Origin of the sequence: Mangrovimonas cancribranchiae (genome assembly GCF_037126245.1) — a bacterium.
GTDB classification, from domain to species: Bacteria; Bacteroidota; Bacteroidia; order Flavobacteriales; family Flavobacteriaceae; genus Mangrovimonas; species Mangrovimonas cancribranchiae.
Genome location: NZ_CP136925.1, coordinates 128,070 through 145,288, shown reverse-complemented (window position 1 = coordinate 145,288; position 17,219 = coordinate 128,070). Strand labels below are relative to the sequence as shown.

The window sequence follows — 17,219 nt, the reverse complement described above, 5'->3', positions numbered from 1 at the left end:
CAATTCATAATTGACAATACGTTACGCCGATTATTTTACGGTAATTTAGGTGGTTTCCTATTAGCTTTCTTTTCAGACTGTTGCTTCTTATTTTTAAGACGTTTTTGTTTTACTGCCTTAGGAATTTTTGTTTTTTTTCGCGGTTTTGGCTTTTTTAAACCCTCTTTTATAAGCTCTAAAAACCGTGTTATTACAAGGTCCTTATTTTTATGTTGGCTTCTACTTTCGCCACATTGTAGGATTAAAACCTGCTCTTTTGTCAACCGGTTATTTAAGTTTTTACAAAGTAATTCCTTTTGCGATTGGTTAAATACTTGAGAGTTTAAAATATTGAAATGCAATTCTACTTTCGATGCTGTTTTGTTTACATGTTGTCCTCCAGCACCAGAGCTTTTTATAGCCTTAAAATCGAGTTCTTTTATAAGTGCTTCTACATCAAACATGAGGTTGATGTGTTGGCTTTAAAAGATCGTTTACCGTTTTTACAGGATTAAATGTAATTAAAGGCACTTCAACAAAAATAGTATTCCAATTGGCCATAGCGCCATTCCATAATCCTGGACGTTCAAGGGCTTTTAAAGGTTTCCCTTCTCTTGTTTTTTGTGTAATGAAAGCTGCATCTTCATCAACAAAATTAGTTAAATCGTAAGTTTCACCTTTGTAATTCTTTAAACCACAAACTAAATCTACGGGATTAAAATGAGTCGCATTTTGTGAAATTTCATATTGTAATTTTTCTTCAATATTCATTTGAGCGGATTCCACAATCTGCAAGGATATTTTTCCTTTACTATTTTCTGTCCAAAATGGTCCACCGCCAGGTTCATCTTCATTTTTTACCATTCCACAAACGCGTATAGGTTTATTTAAATGGTTTTTTAAAGTCTCTAACTTTTTAGAAGTTGATAATGCTTTATATGCCCCTGTAAATACAACATTTAATTTATTGACTAAAAAAACTTCTACTTCTGTTAAATCCGTTAAACTATCATTATCAATAGCTTTTGCAAACGAAAATACTTGTTTTTGTAGTTCAAGCAACATGCCTGCTAACATTTTTTTGTAATCGGCAACTTCATCTTCATAAGTATCAACAACAACATTATCAATGTTTTTCACAAATACTAAATCGGCATTTAAATCGTTTAGATTTTCTATGAGTGCACCATGACCACCAGGTCTAAATAACATAGAGTCATCTTCTAATCGAAATGGTGTATTATCTATGTTTACGGCAATGGTATCGGTCGCTTCTTTCTGGAATGAAAATGTAACATTAAAAGTAACACCTGTTTTCTTTTGTACCGCGACTGAAACAGTCTCTAGCTCCGTTTTAAATTTGCTTTCGTGTTTAGGCGAAATGGTAAAATGCAGATTAGCTTTTCCATTTGATGAGGCATATTTTGAAGACTCTAACAAATGCTCTTCTAAAGGTGTTCTTATCGCATTTTTGTACTTATGAAAAGGCAACAATCCTTTAGGAAAAGCCCCAAAGTTTAACATGGTATCGTTTAAAAGCACATTTGCAAAATGGTATGTTTTACTTTTTAAGTCTAATGCATCGTAATTGTCTATTTTAGAAACTACGGTATCATAAAAAGGAAAGTTTTGTAATCCTTCAGCAAAAGTTTTTACATTAGGATTGTTTTGCATATAAGCTTTAAAGTCATCTTCCTCTGGGTTAAATTCTTCTAAAAACTGAAACAAGAACTTAAACATTCGTGTTGCAGCTCCAGAGGCTGGTACAAATTTTTGAATATTAAAAGCATCTTTATGTTCAGAGAAAAAATTGATGTGTTGTTGTTTTTCTTCTTCTGAAACTTTTACAATTCCATGGCCAATTGTTGCAGCTGCTTTTAGTTTTGTTGGTGGTAAGCCAGTTTTAAAAATTTGTAGTTGGTTTTTTACCTTATCAACTGTAAGTCCTTTGTTTTTTATTTGTTGAACATCCTGTTTGGAAAAATTCATACATTATTTTTTAGTAGTTCATCAATATGATTTACGGCTATTTGTAAACGTTCGGTTTTACTTCCTTTTAGTAAAACATAAGGGCGGTTATACTTTTTTAAAGCATTTTCAAAGGCTTTAAACATGCGTTCACGCTCGTTAGGTTTATCTCGCAAATCGTCCTTTTCCCAAGGAATATCAATATACGTTAAAAAGTATATATGATAGGTGTTTTTAAGCGCATATTTTTCTAATAAAGGATCGCAACTCCCTGAATAATACGCTTCGGAATAGACTTTAGTTTCTAACAAATCGGTATCACAAATCAACACCGAGTCTGTTTTTGTTGCTAATTCATTTTCTAACGCCATTTGCCCAACAGCTATGGGTAACAAGTCCTCTGGCTCGCATGTTTTGCGTTCTTCATTCCATTTATTTTGAAGATATTCACGTGCGTATTCTGGCACCCAAACAGAATTATAATGCCTAGCTAATTGTTTAGACAATGTTGTTTTTCCTGTACTTTCAGGACCAAATAAAACAACTTTTATACAGTTTGTGGTGTGTTGTTTAAGCTTTTCTTCCATGCTCTAAATCCGTAAATAGCTATAATAGTAAACAAAAAATATTGAAACGAAGTAAATACTAATCCTTTGTAAAAATATAAAGGCACCGATATGATATCTCCAATAATCCAATAGGTCCAGTTTTCTAATTTCTTTTTGGCCATAAGCCACATTCCAACAAAAAATATAGCTGTTGTAACTGTATCTACATAAGCTGTCCAAGTATCGAATTTATTATTGAATTTATAAATTATCACCACAAAAAGTATGGTGGCTATAAAAATAAGCACACTCCATAAATGTTCTTTTTTTGTGGCTTTGGTAACAGGAACCTCATTGTTATTAGCATCTTTTCTTGTCCAAAAATACCAACCATAAATACTCATAGAAAAGTAATAGGCATTAATAAACATATCGCCTAAAAGGCCATAAACCCAAAGTATATAAACAAAAATGGCGGTACTTATAATACCTGTTGGATACACCAGTATATTTTCTTGTTTTGAATACCAAACGCTTAAAAAACCAAAAAAGACCCCTATGAATTCTAAGACGATTAAGTGTGTATCAACACCTTGGTATTGTGCAAATAACCAATCAAAAATGTGGCTCATAATCGTGTCTATCAGATTTTACGATTTTCATATATAACAAACCGCGTTCTACCAATTCGAAAGCTTCTTTAATTTCTGTTGTAAGCACTTTCATAACCTCATCATAATCGCCATAAACTTGTGTACTTAAAGGATTTTCTAACACGTTTAAATTAGACGCTCTTAATTTTTTTATAAAATGGATGATGGATGGCTCATAATCATCTTGGATTGGCGTAAGTGTTAATTCTACTGATATTTTCATATGCTTTTATATATTTTTACGTTGTGGCTATTGCGTTTCTTTTTAAATCGTTAAAAAACGATTCATCGTCTTCAAAAGCAGTTCCTATAACCACTAAATCTGCTCCAGAATCGTAAGCCAATTGTAGTTGTTTTTTGGTTTTAATACCACCACCAACAATTAATGGTATGCTTAATTCTTGCTTTACCTTTGAGATAATATCTTCGGAAATAGGTTGAATGGCGCCACTTCCTGCTTCTAAATATATAAGTTGCTTCCCCATATATTCTCCAGCTTTGGCTGTATCTATAATTTTTTGGATATCATTTCTTGGCAATGGCTTTGTAGCTGTTACGCGTTGAACAGCTGTTTGCTTACCATTTTCTATTAAAATGTAGCCTGTTGGAATAATTTCTAGTGTTGACTTTCGTAATTTAGAAACCGAAGCTATTTGCTTATCGATTAAATATTCTGGATTTCTTCCAGATAATAAACTTAAAAACAACAACCCATCTGCTTTATTGGTTATTTGCGTGACATCTCCTGGAAATAATATAACAGGCAATGTAGTAAACTGCTTTATTTTAGTTACTAAAACATCCGTCGCATTGGCTTCAACTGTGCTACCGCCAACAAAAATATGCGTTGCCAGAGAGATATTTACTTTTTTAACAAACAGCTCTACATGGTCCAATTTCATTTTGTCAGGATCTATTAAAACAGCTAAAAGTTTTTCATCTTCTAGCATTGCTTGTAATATGTCTTTATAAAGTGTTTTCATTATAATTAAGGCATAACATAAGCGCAAGTAAAACCTTCAAACTCTAAAAATTCGGCTTGATAACGGTGTTTTTTGTTATTATAATCTATCCAAGAAACCGTGGAAGCTTCTTCTATAGTAAACGGAATAACTAACGTATGTTTTAAAAAGCTTAATCCTGGTGTAGCAAACAATTTGTACAACGACTCTTTAATACACCAAACCACGGTAAGTTTATTTATATAATCTACATCTCGTTTGTTTAAATACTCAAACTCGTAGCCCATAAACTTATGGGCAATCACACCTATTTTATCCCGCTGTTTTTCGATATCTATTCCCACCACATCTTCACTAACAACCACTCCTGAAAACGTAAAAGAATGTGTTATAGAAATATGTTTTCCATCTTTTAAATGTGGTTTCCCGTTTTCATCGTAAAACAAATCGTCATCGGTATACCCAAACTCTGCTAATAAATGTCTCACACTTAAAAACCCGCGTTGGTGCAATTCACTTTTCATACCTAAAACACGTTGCATGTTTTGAGGCTTTAAAGTAATTGGAGCTATTAACTCATCATAAGATTCGGTAATCTTCCAAATTTTAACAGTTGTTTGTGCATTTGGAGTAAGTGTTTTATATAGTGGCATTTAAAATTATGAAAGTTATTGATTACCTTTGCACTTCTTGAAAGAAGTTTAAACAATTTTGTTAAGCGAATTTAACTATTTAAAGACGATTGCCAAAGTTGTTATACAATAAAAAAATTAAAGAAAACTATGAGTACAAAAACGATTCCTTACGTACCATATAAGGTAAAAGACATTTCTTTGGCCGATTGGGGAAGAAAAGAAATTGAACTAGCCGAAGCAGAAATGCCAGGTTTAATGAGCCTTCGTGAAGAATATGGCGCACAACAACCTTTAAAAGGTGCTAGAATAGCTGGTTGTTTACATATGACTATTCAAACAGCAGTATTAATTGAAACTTTAGTTGCTCTTGGCGCCGAAGTAACTTGGAGCTCTTGCAATATATTCTCAACACAAGACCATGCTGCTGCAGCTATTGCTGCCGCTGGTATTCCAGTATATGCATGGAAAGGCATGACCGAAGAAGAATTTGATTGGTGTATTGAACAAACCTTATTCTTTGGCGAAGACAGACAACCTTTAAACATGATTTTAGATGACGGTGGTGATTTAACGAATATGGTTTTAGACCAATATCCAGAGTTAGCTACTGCCATTAAAGGACTTTCTGAAGAAACTACAACAGGCGTTCACCGTTTATACGAGCGCATGGAAAATGGCACATTACCTATGCCAGCTATTAATGTAAACGACTCGGTAACTAAATCTAAATTTGACAACAAATACGGTTGTCGTGAAAGTGCTGTAGATGCCATACGTCGTGCAACTGACTTGATGTTAGCCGGAAAGCGCGTTGTGGTTTGTGGTTATGGCGATGTTGGTAAAGGTACTGCAGCCTCTTTTAAAGGCGCAGGAAGTATTGTAACCGTAACCGAGATTGACCCAATTTGTGCACTACAAGCTGCTATGGATGGTTTTGAAGTGAAAAAGCTAGAAACTGTTGTAGGTAACGCTGATGTTGTGATTACAACCACTGGAAATAAAGACATTGTACGTTCAGAGCACTTTAAAGCTATGAAAGACAAAACTATAGTTTGTAATATTGGGCATTTTGATAATGAAATACAAATGTCTTGGCTAAACGAAAACTATGGTAATACAAAAGACACTATCAAGCCACAAGTAGATAAATATACTATTGACGGTAATGATATTATTGTTTTAGCCGAAGGTCGTTTAGTAAACTTAGGTTGCGCAACTGGCCATCCAAGTTTTGTAATGAGTAACTCGTTTACAAACCAAACGTTAGCACAAATAGAACTTTGGAATCATTCTGATAAATATGAAAACGAAGTTTATATGCTACCAAAACATTTAGATGAAAAAGTAGCTAAATTACACTTAGAGAAAATTGGTGTAGAGCTTACCGAGTTAAAACCAGATCAAGCTAAGTATATTGGTGTAGAAGTTGAAGGGCCTTTTAAACCAGAGCACTATAGATACTAAATAAGACCGTTACACTATTATATAATTAGATAAAAATCCCAAACAGAAATGTTTGGGGTTTTTTGTAATAGCTTAAAAATAAAAAAGCCCTTTCCATAATAGAAAGGACTTTTAACGAGAAAATTACCAATTTATTTACTCAACTGTAATGAGTCAACTGCATGATAGAAAAAGTCTTGTTCGTCGTTCATAGAAACAAATAATCCGTTTGGAAATTTTGCGCCTAATGGTTTTGTTACTACCTCGCAACCATCTGTTTCTAGAGTTCCTAGGTTTAACGTTTTTATGTAACTATTGTCTTTTCTGCTAAACAAATTAAAGGAACCGTCTTGTTGATTAGATACAATTAAAGCACCTTCTCCATCATTATACTTTGCTATAGCAATACCTTCTATATCGTCTTTAAAATACTCACCTCCAAACATGGCAAGTTCTTCATCGCCTTTTTTAGAATCGGCATAGTATTTTCTAACACCAACACCTTCATCTGAGTAATACACATAGCCTAATTCATCATCTACCGCAATGGCTTCAATTTCTTTTTTTCCACTAAATGCACCTATCTTTCTTAAAAGCGTTGCATGAACACCTGTTGTATCTGAGGTTAACCCATATTGATATAAATAGCCTTGGGTTGGTCCTTCTTTTCTACTGACAAAATAAGAGACCTCACCATTTCTTGGGTTTTTATAGATGGAAACTCCCATTGGTCGTTTCATTTCCACATTGTTTTCATCGGTAAATACTTTAAATCCACCATTGTCTAACGGTGTCATATCTGGTATTGAATACACGCGAACCTGATGCTTTTCCCTTTCGGTAAATATCATAATATCTGTTTGTGTCGAATCGGTTAGCTTAAAACCGTATTCAACATCTACATTATTTGGATAACTAATTCCTGTTAAGCTTTTCTCTTTAATGATTTTTCCTTCTAAATCAAAAGCATAAACTCCACCATTTATCTCGTCTTTATCGGTACCAAAAACGATACTTTTTTCTGGGTTTTTACTATTTACCCAAATAGCTGGATCGTCGCTATCGTGTGGTACTTTATTGGTTTTTAACGTTGGAGTTATTTCTGGTAAGTTATTTCCGCAAGACAATATTATTAGCGAAAGGGCACTTAAAATTATTGTTTTTTTCATGTTTCTTTTATTTCTTAAATAAATCGTATTTCAGGCCAAAGGTTAAACGTTTTTCATAATATTCCATTTGCATGGTTCTGCTTTTAACACCTTGATAGTAACGTAATGGCTGATTGGTTATATTATTTATATTAAGGTAGATGCTTAAGTTTTTATTAATGGCTACGTTGGCATTAAAGTCTAAGAAAAATTGTTCGTCGTAGTATCTGTCTTCAAAAGCATTACCTCCAATTTCATCAATGTAAGCATCGGAATAGTTTCCTGATAAACGTAAGCTAAAGTTTTTACCTGAATACCCTAAAGATCCGTTAAACATGTTTGGCGAGGTGTTTGGTAAATCAAGATCGGTACGTTCTTCACCATCTTCGTTATATATACCATCTGCACTAGAAGTTAAATATGTATAGTTTACGTACACGCTAAAGTTTTTAGCAAATCCTGGTAAAAAGTCTAAACGCCTTTGTAACGAAATTTCGGCACCAAAAATACTGGCACCTTCACCATTTAATGGTTGGTAAACCTCAAATCCTTCGGTGTTATTACCAAATGTATTATCTGTAGTTTCACTTTGGAAGGTGTATACAAAATCTTTAATGTCTTTATAGAATAATCCACCAGAAATGATACCTACCGATTTAAAGTAGTGCTCTGCCATAATATCGAAGTTCATAGATGTGGTTGGGTCTAATTCTGAATTTCCTAAAAAGATTTCTTCATCCTCTCTATTAAGCTCTCTGTAAGCCACTAAATCTTCGTAGTTAGGTCTTGCTAATGTGTTTGTCCAAGCAAAACGTAATATGGTATTATCAGATAGATTATACTTTAAATGAACACCTGGCAAAATGTTAGTATAAGAGCTTTCATCGTTTATTTCTTTAATTCCTGAAACATCACCATCTTCATTAAACTCTAGTTCATTTCCTTGACTTTCAATGGCAGTATGTTCTAAACGCACACCTGCTAGTACGCTAAACTTGTCTGATAAATTTTGATTCATCATGACGTAACCTGCATATACATCTTCATTTACATCAAAGTTTGCTGTGGCATACTCGTCGGGTAAATCTTCGCCTGTAAAACGATTGGTATTATTAAAATCTAAACCACCTAAGTAATCTGTACTAGCAAAGGTTCCAACGGCGTATTGACTTCCGGCAAGAAAATCGGAATCTGAGTAATTTCTAGTTGGAATCATTCCTAAAAACTCTAAAGCTCCTGTTTCGTCGCTATACTCGGTAAAATCGTTATCACGGTTTTTGTTTTTAAGCCTTGTTTTAGCTCCTACTTTTAAAAATCCATCTTGCTCTTTAATAATGGATAATGGAATTTGCGCGTTTACAAAAAAGTTGATGTCTTCTTCTTCGGTATATTGATTTTCTTCGGTGATTTCACCTAATTCAAAATCGGCATAATTCGCATCAGCAGCACTTACAGGTGTAAATAAGGGTTTATCTTCATTGTTATTGAAGTTAATACTGTATTCACTTTCGTATTCTAAATAACGTTCGTTTAAACGTTCTTCTGAAGCTTTTGAAAACGATCCCATCCAATCTAATTGTATGTTTCCTATTAAATGCTCACCACCTAAACTATAGTTTTGCATACGTTGATCTTCTAATCTGGCATTTTTATTTCGTTTACTATCAATACCACCTTTTGTTTGGCGTTTTGCTTCTACAGGGAAACTGGTTAAGTTTCCGTTTCCATCTACAGTAAAGTCTCCAAGCTCGATATATTCACCATCTAACATTTCATGTTCTAACCTAAATCTATTTTCACGATCGTCTCTCCAGTTATAAATAGACTTAAAGTAAAGGGTGTTATTTTTATCTAATTTATAATCAAAATTAGCCGAGAAACTTCTACGAATACGCTGTACTAAGTATTCTCTCATTTCGAATACATTGGCATAAGGGTTTACATCAACCTCTTCCATAATTGGGTCCCCTTCGGTATCATCAACACCTGTATAGTATTCAAATTCATCAGTCCATTCGGCTTCTACATTGTCGCTTCCAAAATCGTTGTCATTTATAGAAGCTGAAACCATCCAACCAAACTTATCGTTTTTAGAACGATTACCGACCAAAAATGATCCGTTTAAAATACGTTTATCTGTGATAAAGTTTAGCCCTGATCCTAAGGTTGCCGACAAACGAAACCCTTGAGGCGATGTTCTTGTAATTAAATTTACCGAACCTCCTAAAGCATCGCCATCCATATCTGGGGTCACCGCTTTGTTAACCTCTATGGTTTGAATCATATCAGATGGAATTAAATCCATTTGCACATTACGATTATCGCCTTCGGCAGAAGGAATTCTACTACCATTTAACGTTACCGAGTTTAATTGTGGCGATAAACCACGAACAATAATATTACGCGCTTCCCCTTGATCGACTTGCATGGTAATACCTGGAATACGTTTTACGGCATCTCCAATATTGGCATCTGGGAATTTCCCAATTTGATCGGTAGATACAATATTGGTAATATTAGTTTTGTTTTTTTGAGTGTTAAGTGCTCTTGATTGGCCACTTAAACCGTAACCCGTAATTAACACCTCTTCAAGCTCTGTATTTTCAGCACTTAAGGTAAAGTTTAATGTTGTTGTGCCTTCTGCAATTACAGTTACCTCATGGCTAACATCTGCATAACCTAAATACTTTACTGTAACTGTTTGGTTACCTTCTGGCACGTTTATTAAGGTATATTTTCCGTTAAAATCGGTAACAGAGCCTTTATTTAATGTTTCTATTACAACGGTTGCTCCTGGAACAGTAAGTCCGTTTTCATCTGTAATAATACCTTGTAAGTTTCCGTTTTGAGAAACCCCTAAAAAGGTCACAGATATTATTAATAAAAAAGTAAAATAATGTTTCATTATAGGTTGATTTTTGTTTTGAACAAAGCTATATCTCAACCTTCTTTTTTAGCTAAAGGAACTGTTAACAAAAAGTAATTCAACACCGCAAATTGGCTATAAAACATAGCAACATTCACATTAAATTAACATACGGGAAAAGTTTAAAACATATAGACTATAAATTTAACAAATAGGCTTGCAGGTCGTCTTTTGAATTTATAGGTAATTTTTTTCGAAGTCTATATCTTGCTATTCGAACACTATCTGAAGTAATTCTTAAAATCTCGGCTATTTCTTTAGATGACAAGTTTAACCTAAGCAGCATACATAATCGCATTTCTGAAGATGAGAGTTTGTTTAAGGCTACTTTTTTAAGGGTTTCAAAAAAGTCTGGGTGTATCTGGCCAAAATAACTCATCAGTTCTGTCCACTCATTATTATTAGATAAATCTGAATTAATGTCTTTTGTTATTTCTATAAGCTTAGATTTAATTAACACCACATTTCTATCTTTTAGATTACTAAGCGTTCTCGAAACATCTGATAACATTTTATTTTTATGTGCTATATGTAAACTGTAATTAGCCAGAGAAGATACCTTAATATCTATTTCTCTTTTTAAAGCAGCTTCTTCTACGGTTTTCTTATCTAAATCTGCCTGTAACAATTGTTGTTTGTACTCTAAAATATGCTGTTCGTGTTTTCGTTTTTTCTTCCAGTATAAAAAACCTACACTTAATGCTAGTAATAAGGCAACAGCACAAACCAAGATAATATATTGACGAACAGTGTTTATTTGATTTTGCTTATTAAGTAATTTAAGTTCGGCTTCTTTTTCTTTGACTTCATAAAGCACTTGCATAGCACTTACCAGTTCGGCATTATGACGTTCAATCTCTTGTTCGTTTACAATACTTTGGTGACTTAAATACTGATATGCTTGTTCAAAATCTCCTAGTCCAGCATAAATTCTAGCCAAGTCTTTTAAGGCGCTTTCTATTTGAGAATTGTTTTGTGTTTCTTGCGCCAACAATAAAGCTTGTTCTGTGTAGGATAAAGCCTTATTATAATGTCCGCTTTTTCTATTAATATCACCTAAATTATTGATAATGTTAATTTTTATATCCGAACGACCATTTTCGGCATAAGAAAAGGCTTTTTTAAAGTACTTATAAGCAACATTATATTTTTCAAGGTCTTCATAGACACTTCCTAAGTTTTCGTTGGTAATAGCCAATCCTGTACTGTCGTTTAAAGATTTGAATATTGACAGACTAATATTTTGATGTTTTAAAGCTTTTTTATACGCTTTAGTTTTTTCGTAAACACTCCCTAATAATGCGTGTGTTTTTGCTTGACCTTTACTATAATTTAATTCTTGTGAAACTAATAGACTTTGCTGTAAGTAATGCTTAGCGTCTTTAAACTTTTTTAAATCGAGATTTATGGCTCCTAATGCATTTTTCACATACACAAAACCAGTATCTTTCTCACTTTCAATATCTAAATAATGCTGATAGTGTTTTGTAGCTTCGCTATCTATATGTAAGCGATTGTAGAATTCTGCAAGTTTAAGATAAGCCATCGCAATTTTTTGCGAATCTTGTAAAACAGTAGCTTTATTTAAAGCGGTTTTAAGGGTAATAAGTTCGGCGTCTACGGCTTTTCCTACCTGTTTGTTTTGAGCGGATAAAGTTAAGGAAGTAAGAAACCCAAGTAAAAAGATAAAGTGTTTAATAGTAGTCAAAACGTTACATGTTATAATAACTCGTAAAGTAACATTCTGCATATTACTTAAACATCTTGTTTATATCATGCTTATGTTATGAAACAAAAAAAGGCGTTTGATTAAATTCAAACGCCTTTTTTTATTCTATAAAAGATAGCTTTTATGCTTCAAATGGTACTACTGAAACATAAGATTTGTTATCTCTTTTCTTTTCGAATTTCACGATACCATCAACTTTAGCGTGTAAAGTGTGGTCTTTTCCTGCGTATACATTCTCACCTGGATTGTGAGCTGTACCTCTTTGTCTTACGATAATGTTCCCTGCAACAGCAGCTTGACCACCAAATATCTTAACACCAAGGCGTTTCGATTCTGATTCTCTACCGTTTTTAGAACTACCAACTCCTTTTTTATGAGCCATTGTCTTAAGGTTTTATTTTGTTAATAATTAACGGAATTATTTTTCTATTCCGCCGTCTAATCTATCTTGTAATTCTTTTAACTCATCCCACTTACCTTCAGCAGCTAATCCAGCTTGCTTTGGCCAAGTTTCTGTTACTAAATGAGCTAATCTTGAGCTAGCTTCTGTTAAAATAGTACTTAACTCTTCTGGTGTTGCTTTAGCAACTTTTGCAAAAGTGTCTAGTCCTGCATTAACTAAAGCTTCAGCTGCTTTAGGTCCAGCACCTTCAATTTTCTTTAAATCATCTGCTTTAGCGGTTGATTTTTTTGGTGCTGCCTTTTTAGTTTCAGCTTTAGGCGCTGCTTTTTTTGTTTCTTTTTTAGCTGGAGCAGCTTTTTTTGCTCCTGAAGCTACGATGTTTTCGATTACGATTTCAGAAAGCGCTTGACGGTGACCATTTTTCACACGGTAGCCTTTACGTCTTTTCTTTTTGAAAACAATAACCTTATCACCCTTAAGGTGCTTCACGACTTTTGCTCCTACTTGAGCTCCGTCTATAGCTGGGGCGCCAACAGTTACATTGTCACCATCTCCAATTAAAAGAACGTTATCGAAAGAAACTTTCTTACCTTCTTCTGTTTGTAAACGGTTAACAAAAACTTTTTGGTCTTTCTCAACTTTGAATTGCTGCCCTGCTATCTCTACAATTGCGTACATAGCGTAACGTTTAAGTTTATGTTAATAATTTTACTCAAAAAATGAGTGCAAATATACTGCTAAATTATTAAACTACAAACGTTTTATTAGTTTTCAACTAATTTAGTACTGTTTTTAAAAATTTGCATAAAAGTTAAGGTTAATACTGCTGTAGAGGCTAACCCTTCAATTAAAATGATAAAAATTAAAATACCGCCTCCTCTGTTCATGTCTTGAAACCAATCTTTAAGCAAGGTATTCATAAATTCTACATCAATATGAAACATGTAAATCGCCATAAAAACAGCAAATAGAAATGTTCCCCAAAAGCCCGTTAACAAACCTGTTTTAAACCCATTAACGTAATTAAAGCTAGCACCAGAAATTAACTTGTAGAGTTTAATTGCCATGTAAATACCTACAGCCATTAAAACACCATTAAAAAGCCGAAACCACGGATTTAAATGCAACCCAAACAATTTTAAAATTAAAAAATAAGCTATTAACATGATAGCTGTAAACAAACCATATTTAAACGAAACTGCAACTGTTGAATTCATAACATACAGAATTTTAAGTTGTTACTTTCTTTAAATTTCGGAAAAAAATACCATTTCTTACCTCTAAATATCTTTTTTTTAACTTTTTAGCAATATATACTCAACACAAATGTTTATTTTTGATTTTTATGTAACTTTTTTACATAACTGTATACAAACAGTTATTAATTATAATTAAAAACAAAATCTGAAATGAAAAAAAGCATCTTTTTTCTATCTTCTTTGCTTTGTGCAAATTTAGCCTTAAAAGCACAAGAAGTTAAGTATGAAGAATACGATCTTGATAACGGCATGCACGTTATTTTACATCAAGATAATTCTGCTCCCGTTGTAACAACATCTGTTATGTACCACGTAGGTGCCAAAGACGAAAATCCTGAACGTACTGGATTTGCGCACTTTTTTGAGCACTTATTATTTGAAGGCACCGAAAATATTGAACGAGGCGAGTGGTTTAATATTGTTTCTTCTAATGGCGGTAGCAATAATGCTAACACTACAGACGACCGAACATATTATTACGAAGTTTTCCCATCTAATAATGTGGAATTAGGACTATGGATGGAATCGGAAAGATTATTACATCCCGTAATAAACCAAGTAGGTGTTGATACACAAAATGAAGTTGTAAAAGAAGAAAAAAGACTACGTGTAGATAACCAACCTTATGGAAATCTACTTGCTGAAGTAAAGAAAAACATCTTTAAAAAACATCCTTACCGTTGGGCTACAATAGGTTCTATGGACCATCTTGATGCCGCAACTTTAGAAGAATTTCAAGCGTTTAACAATAAATTTTACGTTCCTAACAACGCTGTTTTAGTTGTTGCTGGAGACATCGATGTTCCTTCGGTAAAGAAAATGATTCAAGATTATTTTGGTACTATTCCTAGAGGCGAAGAGGTTACTAGAAATCTACCAAAAGAGGATCCTATTACTCAGCAAATTAATGCCAAGACTTACGATCAAAACATTCAAATACCAGCAGTTATTGCAGCTTACAGAACACCTTCTTTTAAAGAACGTGATGCGTATGCTTTAGACATGCTTTCAACATACTTAAGCAGCGGTAAAAGCTCTGTATTATATAAGAAATTAGTTGACGAGCAAAAACAAGCTCTTCAAGTACAAGCCGTTAATATTAGTCAAGAAGATTATGGCATTTATGCACTTTTTGGACTTCCGTTAGGCGACGTACCTTTAACCGATTTATTGGCCGAAATGGACGAGGAAATTGTTAAGGTTCAAAACGAATTAATCTCAGAAAAAGATTATCAAAAACTGCAAAATAAGTTTGAAAACCAATTCGTAAATTCAAACTCAAGTATTCAAGGTATTGCTAACTCTTTGGCGAGATATTATATGCTATATGGAGACACGGCATTAATTAATAACGAAATAGATATTTACAGATCCATTACAAGAGAAGACATTCGTAATGTAGCCAAGAAATATCTTAATCCTAACCAAAGATTAGTGCTAGAATACTTACCTAAAAAAGATGACCAATAAAAAGACATTACAAAAAATGAAAAGATATATATATCCATTAATCGCATTGTTTTTTATATCTATAGGGGTTCACGCTCAAGTAGATCGATCTAAACAACCTGAACCTGGACCATCTCCAAAAATAACTTTGGAAGTTCCTGGTGAATTTGAACTTAAAAACGGACTTAAAGTCCTTGTTGTTGAAAACCATAAACTCCCTCGTGTTTCTTATAGTTTAACTATAGATAACAAACCTATTAAAGAAGGAGATATTGCAGGTGTTTCTCAACTTTTTGGGAGTATGATGGGCAATGGCACTCAAACCATTTCTAAAGATGCTTTTAACGAAGAAATTGATTTTTTAGGTGCTTCTATGAACTTTAGTTACAGAGGTGGTTATGCTAGATCGTTAACTAAATATTCTGAAAGAATTTTAGAGTTAATGGCAGATGCTGCTATAAACCCTGTTTTTAACGAAGAAGAATTTAACAAAGAAAAAGATAAAGCTATAGAAAATATAAAATCTGGAGAAAATAGCGTTTCTACAGTTGCTGGACGTGTTGGAAGAGCTTTAGCTTATGGCACACACCACCCTTACGGAGAATTTGTTACCGAAGAATCCCTTAACAAAACCACGTTAAAAGATGTTAAAAAGTTTTACCAAGAAAACTTTAACCCTAAAAACGGTTACTTAGTTGTTGTAGGTGATGTTAAATTCAACGACATAAAAAAGCAAGTTGAAAAGTACTTTGGAAAATGGCAACAAGGCGCCGATATTTCTTATAACGTTCCAGATGCAAAATACAATGTTGGTAAAACACAAATTGACTTTGTTGATATGCCTAATGCTGTGCAGTCTAATATTTCTTTAACGCACACAGTAGACCTTAAAATGAACGACCCAGATTATCATGCCGTTTTAATCGCCAACAAAATTCTTGGTGGTGGCTTTAACAGTTACTTAAACATGAATTTACGTGAAGAGCATGGTTATACATACGGCGCCAGATCAAGTTTAAGTGCCGATAAATATGTAGCGCGTTTTAGCGCAGGAGCATCAGTTAGAAACGCTGTAACAGATAGTGCTGTAGTAGAGACTTTAAAAGAGATTAAACGAATTAAAAACGAGCCTGTAACTGCAGAAGCATTAGCTAATGCTAAAGCAAAATATATGGGTGATTTTGTACTAGCATTAGAAAGTCCTCAAACAATTGCTAGATATTCTTTAAACACTATTATAAACGATTTACCAGAAGATTTCTACTCAACATATCTTCAAAAAATAAATGCTGTTACTACTGCCGATGTACAACGTGTCGCTAATAAATATTTCAAACCTGAAAATGCACGTGTTGTTGTTGTAGGTAAAGGCAGTGAAATTATAGAAAACCTTGAAAAAACTGGTTTACCAATTAAATATTACGACAAGTACGCTAACCCAACTAAAAAGCCAGAAGCTCCTAAAGAAGTATCAGGGGTAGATGTAAATACTGTTTTAAACAATTACATTAAGGCTATTGGCGGCGAAGAAAGATTAAATAAAGTATCGTCTTTAATTTTAAAATACGAAGCCAATGCCATGGGATCTACATTATTAAATGAAGAGAAAAAGGTAGACAACAAAATGGCTCAAGTTGTTTCTATGAATGGTGCACCAATGATGACTGTTGTTGTTACTCAAAAAGAAACTTTTATGAAAAGAGGCGGCATGAAACAACCACTTCCTGAAAATATGGCCAATGACATGAAAATAATGGCAGGCTTATTTTTAGAAAAAGATTTATTAAACTCAGACAAAGCTAAGCTTTCTGGAATGGAAAAAATCGATGGGAAAGACGCTTATAAAGTTGATGTTTCTGGAGAAGTTGTATCTGTTACCTTATATTACGATGTAGAAACAGGTCTTAAAGTCAAAGAAGTTCAAACCACTTCTATGCAAGGACAAACACAAACTCAAGAAGCTGTTTTAAAAGACTATAAAGATTACGATGGTATTCTTTTCCCTTCAGTTAAAGAAGGTACCCAAATGGGACAGCCTATTACTTCTAAATTAATTGAAGTAGTTATTAACGAAGGTGTTACAGAAGAAGACTTCAACTAAGTTTTAAACTTAAATA

At 33.5% G+C, this 17,219-nt stretch carries 16 protein-coding genes; 3 read left to right on the top strand and 13 right to left on the bottom strand.

Going from position 1 to position 17,219, the window contains the following annotated elements; translation table 11 throughout:
* Positions 1 to 35: 35 nt before the first annotated feature.
* From arfB to R3L15_RS00590, 7 genes are read right to left on the bottom strand one after another with little or no spacing between them, the layout of a single operon-like run.
* Entirely contained in the window at positions 36 to 443 is a 408-nt protein-coding gene (arfB, locus tag R3L15_RS00620) for an alternative ribosome rescue aminoacyl-tRNA hydrolase ArfB (RefSeq protein WP_338732614.1), read from the bottom strand.
* A complete protein-coding gene (locus tag R3L15_RS00615; protein ID WP_338732612.1) occupies positions 436 to 1,968 on the bottom strand; it encodes a DUF4301 family protein in 1,533 nt (510 codons plus the stop codon). The genes arfB and R3L15_RS00615 overlap by 8 nt, the downstream gene beginning before the upstream one ends.
* Complete coding sequence (locus R3L15_RS00610; protein WP_338732610.1) at positions 1,965 to 2,534, bottom strand: ATP-binding protein; 570 nt, start codon at positions 2,532 to 2,534, stop codon at positions 1,965 to 1,967. Before R3L15_RS00610 ends, R3L15_RS00615 begins: the two co-directional genes overlap by 4 nt.
* The gene (gene pnuC / locus R3L15_RS00605; RefSeq protein WP_338732609.1) at positions 2,495 to 3,127 is read right to left on the bottom strand and encodes a nicotinamide riboside transporter PnuC; all 633 of its coding nucleotides are present in this window, start codon (positions 3,125 to 3,127) and stop codon (positions 2,495 to 2,497) included. The genes R3L15_RS00610 and pnuC overlap by 40 nt, the downstream gene beginning before the upstream one ends.
* The gene (locus R3L15_RS00600) at positions 3,111 to 3,371 is read right to left on the bottom strand and encodes a thiamine-binding protein (RefSeq protein ID WP_338732608.1); all 261 of its coding nucleotides are present in this window, start codon (positions 3,369 to 3,371) and stop codon (positions 3,111 to 3,113) included. The genes pnuC and R3L15_RS00600 overlap by 17 nt, the downstream gene beginning before the upstream one ends.
* Before the next feature lie 16 nt (positions 3,372 to 3,387).
* Entirely contained in the window at positions 3,388 to 4,131 is a 744-nt protein-coding gene (locus tag R3L15_RS00595) for a geranylgeranylglyceryl/heptaprenylglyceryl phosphate synthase (protein WP_338732607.1), read from the bottom strand.
* A gap of 5 nt (positions 4,132 to 4,136) precedes the next feature.
* Positions 4,137 to 4,763, bottom strand: a complete 627-nt coding sequence (locus R3L15_RS00590) for a 4'-phosphopantetheinyl transferase superfamily protein (RefSeq protein WP_338732606.1) — start codon at positions 4,761 to 4,763, stop codon at positions 4,137 to 4,139.
* A gap of 129 nt (positions 4,764 to 4,892) precedes the next feature.
* Between R3L15_RS00590 and ahcY the strand changes: the two genes are divergently transcribed.
* A complete protein-coding gene (gene ahcY / locus R3L15_RS00585) occupies positions 4,893 to 6,209 on the top strand; it encodes an adenosylhomocysteinase (protein WP_338732605.1) in 1,317 nt (438 codons plus the stop codon).
* Positions 6,210 to 6,340: 131 nt separating this feature from the next.
* Here ahcY and R3L15_RS00580 read toward each other — a convergent pair whose 3' ends face one another.
* From R3L15_RS00580 to R3L15_RS00555, 6 genes are all read right to left on the bottom strand, one after another.
* Positions 6,341 to 7,357: a phytase gene (locus R3L15_RS00580; protein WP_338732604.1), complete on the bottom strand. Its 1,017-nt coding sequence runs from the start codon at positions 7,355 to 7,357 to the stop codon at positions 6,341 to 6,343.
* A gap of 7 nt (positions 7,358 to 7,364) precedes the next feature.
* A complete protein-coding gene (locus tag R3L15_RS00575) occupies positions 7,365 to 10,241 on the bottom strand; it encodes a TonB-dependent receptor (RefSeq protein WP_338732603.1) in 2,877 nt (958 codons plus the stop codon).
* A 157-nt stretch (positions 10,242 to 10,398) separates the two neighbouring features.
* Entirely contained in the window at positions 10,399 to 11,970 is a 1,572-nt protein-coding gene (locus tag R3L15_RS00570) for a tetratricopeptide repeat protein (RefSeq protein ID WP_338732602.1), read from the bottom strand.
* A gap of 142 nt (positions 11,971 to 12,112) precedes the next feature.
* Positions 12,113 to 12,373, bottom strand: a complete 261-nt coding sequence (gene rpmA / locus R3L15_RS00565) for a 50S ribosomal protein L27 (RefSeq protein WP_125466792.1) — start codon at positions 12,371 to 12,373, stop codon at positions 12,113 to 12,115.
* Positions 12,374 to 12,409: 36 nt separating this feature from the next.
* Entirely contained in the window at positions 12,410 to 13,072 is a 663-nt protein-coding gene (gene rplU / locus R3L15_RS00560; RefSeq protein WP_125466791.1) for a 50S ribosomal protein L21, read from the bottom strand.
* 86 nt (positions 13,073 to 13,158) lie between these two features.
* Entirely contained in the window at positions 13,159 to 13,611 is a 453-nt protein-coding gene (locus R3L15_RS00555) for a DUF4199 domain-containing protein (protein ID WP_338732597.1), read from the bottom strand.
* 192 nt (positions 13,612 to 13,803) lie between these two features.
* On the opposite strand from R3L15_RS00555, the gene R3L15_RS00550 reads away from it, so the two are divergent.
* Positions 13,804 to 15,123, top strand: a complete 1,320-nt coding sequence (locus R3L15_RS00550; protein ID WP_338732596.1) for a pitrilysin family protein — start codon at positions 13,804 to 13,806, stop codon at positions 15,121 to 15,123.
* 16 nt (positions 15,124 to 15,139) lie between these two features.
* Positions 15,140 to 17,203, top strand: coding sequence for a pitrilysin family protein (locus R3L15_RS00545; protein WP_338732594.1), 2,064 nt, complete (start codon positions 15,140 to 15,142; stop codon positions 17,201 to 17,203).
* The last annotated feature ends 16 nt before the right edge of the window (positions 17,204 to 17,219 follow it).

What these genes read in the sequence shown, in the direction of transcription:
- rpmA (WP_125466792.1), bottom strand. Translation starts at nt 12,373, where the DNA reads ATGGCTCATAAAAAAGGAGTTGGTAGTTCTAAAAACGGTAGAGAATCA.
- ahcY (WP_338732605.1), top strand. Translation starts at nt 4,893, where the DNA reads ATGAGTACAAAAACGATTCCTTACGTACCATATAAGGTAAAAGACATT.
- arfB (WP_338732614.1), bottom strand. Translation starts at nt 443, where the DNA reads ATGTTTGATGTAGAAGCACTTATAAAAGAACTCGATTTTAAGGCTATA.
- R3L15_RS00575 (WP_338732603.1), bottom strand. Translation starts at nt 10,241, where the DNA reads ATGAAACATTATTTTACTTTTTTATTAATAATATCTGTGACCTTTTTA.
- pnuC (WP_338732609.1), bottom strand. Translation starts at nt 3,127, where the DNA reads ATGAGCCACATTTTTGATTGGTTATTTGCACAATACCAAGGTGTTGAT.
- R3L15_RS00610 (WP_338732610.1), bottom strand. Translation starts at nt 2,534, where the DNA reads ATGGAAGAAAAGCTTAAACAACACACCACAAACTGTATAAAAGTTGTT.
- R3L15_RS00550 (WP_338732596.1), top strand. Translation starts at nt 13,804, where the DNA reads ATGAAAAAAAGCATCTTTTTTCTATCTTCTTTGCTTTGTGCAAATTTA.
- R3L15_RS00590 (WP_338732606.1), bottom strand. Translation starts at nt 4,763, where the DNA reads ATGCCACTATATAAAACACTTACTCCAAATGCACAAACAACTGTTAAA.
- R3L15_RS00555 (WP_338732597.1), bottom strand. Translation starts at nt 13,611, where the DNA reads ATGAATTCAACAGTTGCAGTTTCGTTTAAATATGGTTTGTTTACAGCT.
- R3L15_RS00580 (WP_338732604.1), bottom strand. Translation starts at nt 7,357, where the DNA reads ATGAAAAAAACAATAATTTTAAGTGCCCTTTCGCTAATAATATTGTCT.
- R3L15_RS00615 (WP_338732612.1), bottom strand. Translation starts at nt 1,968, where the DNA reads ATGAATTTTTCCAAACAGGATGTTCAACAAATAAAAAACAAAGGACTT.
- R3L15_RS00595 (WP_338732607.1), bottom strand. Translation starts at nt 4,131, where the DNA reads ATGAAAACACTTTATAAAGACATATTACAAGCAATGCTAGAAGATGAA.
- rplU (WP_125466791.1), bottom strand. Translation starts at nt 13,072, where the DNA reads ATGTACGCAATTGTAGAGATAGCAGGGCAGCAATTCAAAGTTGAGAAA.
- R3L15_RS00545 (WP_338732594.1), top strand. Translation starts at nt 15,140, where the DNA reads ATGAAAAGATATATATATCCATTAATCGCATTGTTTTTTATATCTATA.
- R3L15_RS00600 (WP_338732608.1), bottom strand. Translation starts at nt 3,371, where the DNA reads ATGAAAATATCAGTAGAATTAACACTTACGCCAATCCAAGATGATTAT.